Source organism: Chloroflexota bacterium, assembly GCA_034717495.1.
Taxonomy (GTDB): domain Bacteria; phylum Chloroflexota; class Anaerolineae; order JAAEKA01; family JAAEKA01; genus JAYELL01.
Genome location: JAYELL010000058.1, coordinates 1 through 3,398 on the forward strand (window position 1 = coordinate 1; position 3,398 = coordinate 3,398).

At 56.7% G+C, this 3,398-nt stretch carries 2 protein-coding genes; one reads left to right on the forward strand and one right to left on the reverse strand.

What is annotated here, in order from left to right:
* Positions 1–106: 106 nt before the first annotated feature.
* Positions 107–1,951, reverse strand: coding sequence for a PDZ domain-containing protein (locus U9R25_11650; protein ID MEA3336558.1), 1,845 nt, complete (start codon positions 1,949–1,951; stop codon positions 107–109).
* 152 nt (positions 1,952–2,103) lie between these two features.
* On the opposite strand from U9R25_11650, the gene U9R25_11655 reads away from it, so the two are divergent.
* Complete coding sequence (locus tag U9R25_11655; protein MEA3336559.1) at positions 2,104–3,171, forward strand: ketopantoate reductase family protein; 1,068 nt, start codon at positions 2,104–2,106, stop codon at positions 3,169–3,171.
* Positions 3,172–3,398 lie beyond the last annotated feature (227 nt).

Below are 3,398 nucleotides of genomic sequence, written 5' to 3' on the forward strand. Positions count from 1 at the left end.
GCGAGGCTCAGGATGTCATTTGACCCGTAACTTGGCCATGTGCGTAACATGAGATTATTATGGATGCATTGGCAACCTGGGTAACTGTTTTGACGCCCTTTCCCAACTACTTCGATAATACAAGCTCGTCTTCTTCGCCCAGAGGCCAGGGGGCATCCAACCAGGCCTCATACAGGGCCTTTTGTTCGGGGCTCGCATCGTCGATCGGATGGATGTCAGCCTTGTTGTACGGCCGCTGGCCAAGTGTTATCTCTACCTGGCGAAGTTCGTCCCGGCGAAACAGGGTCAATGTCACCCGCTCGCCCGGGCTTCGCTCGGCAAGCCGGTCGCCGATGGTATCTTTGCCCACCCGGTAACCATCGAGCGCTATCAACTCGTCTCCGGCCGAAATGTCGCTGTGATAGGCTGGCCCATCGGCAAATACCGTCTGCACGATACTGCGCTCGCGGTCCTTTCGCAGGCGAATGCCCAGACCTGCAGCGCGGTCCCCAAATTCGTCGCCCTTCCATCCATAGCTTAGCTCAAGGCCCGCTTTTTCCAGGCATTGCTCAAAAGGCAACTCCGCCACACCGCGGACATGGTCCTCAAAGAAAGTTTCCAGGGACCCGCCCGCTACCTTCTCGCAAACCGCCTGGAATTGCTCGTCCGGAATACCCGCTCCACGCAGGGTGAAGTCCCGATACATGGCAACCATGACGTCATCGAGGGACCGCCGATTCCCGGTACGATCCCGAATCTGCAGATCCAGCATCAGCGCAATCAGACTGCCCTTGAGATAGTAGGAAACAGAGGTGTTCTGGGTATTCTCATCTGGGCGGTAGAACTTGATCCAGGTGTCAAAGCTAGCGGCCTCAGCGCTCTGAAAGTGGCGTCCGGGAGTCTGTAACAGGCGCAGGTTGCGCTCACCGTAAACGTTGAGCATGCGCTCGGGCGGGACAAGCCCTGCTCTTCGCAGCAAAACCACCTCGTAATAGGTTGTAAAACCCTCCATCACCCAGAGCAGCCTGGTATAGGTCTCCCAGCGGTATTCGAAATTACTGAAGGAGGCCGGTTCGATGCGCTTGACGTTCCAGGCGTGAAAGAATTCGTGGGCCAGCAGAGCCAGGGTGCGTTCATATTCCTCAGGCTTTGCAAAACTCCAACGACTAACCGCGTTGGTCGACGAGTTGCGGTGTTCAAGACCACCTCGTCGTCGCTCCGTCAGGTGCAGGATAAAAAGATACCTGTCGTAGGGCAACTCACCAAAGATATCCCGGGCGGTCCGAACAATCGCCTCGGTGTCGACCTGAAGCTGTTCCATGTCCTCATTGCCGTGTCCCCAGATGGCGATTTGATGCGGCTTTCCATCAACCTCGAAGCTCAGCAAGCGGTGATTGCCGATCTCCACCGGGCAATCGATCAAGTGATCATAATCGTCAGCACAGTAGTGGTCGCCGGCGATTGCCGGGCTGCTGATGTGGCGCGATCCGTTGCCGGCGCCATTGCCGCCACCCGATGTCGCGGCAGCTTCAGGCAGTCCCGTGGAAACAATCCAATCGGCAAAAGGGGGTGTGACTGAAAGGGCCACAGGCTGGTGTCGATAGCCATCCAGATACATGAAAAGAGTAGCGCCGTTGAAATAACCATGGCTGGTATCCAGGTGACTGGTTCGCACACTCAGTTCATTGGCATAGACCAGGTAACGGATTACAGCCCCGAGTTTGCCCGGATTGGTCACGCGCCAGGTGTTCTTGTTGACCTTCTGCCAATCCAGGGATTCGCCGCACTCCGGACAAAAGGCCTCGAACTCCTGGACATGCCTGGAAAACTCCCTGATCAGGTAGGATCCGGGCGTCCAGGAGGGCATTACAAAATCAAACTCGGCTTGTTCCGGATCGTTGACCTGGACCTCGACATGGAAAAGGTGGGTCTCCGGTCTGGGCATTGACACAGCATACTGTATGGTCGTCATGATGATCACCGCGGCTGAAAAACGCAACTATTGAACAAGTCAGATGATGCACAAGGTAAGTTCGATTATACGACTGGCTGGACAGGTCGTCAATCTGACCCCGAGGTTGAAAATACGTTGACGATAAATTGCCATTATGTTACAATTCGCCCATGGAGAGGCGGTTACTGGTGATCGGGGCGGGAGCAATTGGTACCCTGCTGACAGCGCAGATGGCGCATTCGGGTTTTCCAGTCACTCTCGTGGGCCGGCCGGAAACGGCGCCCATTGTGCGCGAACGAGGCCTCCGGATATCAGGGACCGGCGGCGAGGTCGTCGCTCAGCAGATTGATGTCGTTGCATCGATTGCCGATGCCTTTTCAGGCGATGCGTCCTATCAGCTGGCGATTCTGTCCGTCAAAAGCTATGACACCGCCCAGGCAGCACAGGAGTTGATGGCTGCGGCCCGGGTCCCGCCACCCATTCTGAGCATGCAAAATGGTGTTGGCAACGAGGAAACCCTGGCCAGGGTGCTGGGCCAGGATCGAGTGTTGGCCGGTGTCATAACGACACCGGTAACTCAGAGGGCGCCAGGCCATGTCGTTCTGGCCCGTTCTACCAAAAGGATTGGCCTGGCTGGCCTGGTCAAACGTCCGTCTGGTAACCCGGTCTCGTTGCCAGCTCTCGCAGAGCTATTCGCCTCAGCAGGCTTCCAGGTACAGGTCTTTCCTGATTGGCGCGGCCTTAAGTGGACCAAACTGCTGATGAACATGCTCTGTAACGCCTCCTGTGCGCTGACAGGCTGGTCACCCCAGAGAGTTTGGAGCGATGCCGGTCTGGTTGACCTGGAGATCGCTGCCTGGCGGGAGGCGATGACAATTATGGATCGTCTTGGAATCGCGATCGTCAGCCTGGGTGGATACCCGCTGGACCGTTTTGAGTGGGCTTTGCGCGGGCTGCCGGCCACCCTGCTTCGACCTGCGTTAGCGCAGTTCATCGTCAGAGGCCGGGGCGACAAAATGCCATCCCTCTATCTGGATCTTGAGCGAGGCAAGGATCGCTCGGAAGTCCACTGGCTGAACGGTGCGGTGGTCACCGCTGGCAAGGCAGAAAATCTGAGAACGCCGGCCAACAGCGTATTGGTTGAAGCGCTTGGTTCCGTCGTAAGTGGACATGAACCATGGTCGACTTATTTCGACCGGCCGGAAGTTCTCCTGGAAAAATGGAGGCTGAATAACTGACTGGAGTTACGCAGTTCTACCGACCACCGACCGAGGACCGCCGACCGCTGGCTGCCGTCTGTCGTCCGCGGTCTGCCGTCTCATATCACGCAGGCTGTTGCCCAACGAATTTTTTCGATGGCTGATGTACCGCAGATGACGCTGATGAACGCGGATCAACCAAGAAATAATCAGAAAAGATCAGCGTGAATCTGCGCCGAAGGTCTGCGTAATCAGCGTTCCTCTGC

Bases quoted from the DNA above. Each gene is read 5' to 3' on its own strand.
- U9R25_11655 (MEA3336559.1), top strand. From the start codon at position 2,104: ATGGAGAGGCGGTTACTGGTGATCGGGGCGGGAGCAATTGGTACCCTG.
- U9R25_11650 (MEA3336558.1), bottom strand. From the start codon at position 1,951: ATGACGACCATACAGTATGCTGTGTCAATGCCCAGACCGGAGACCCAC.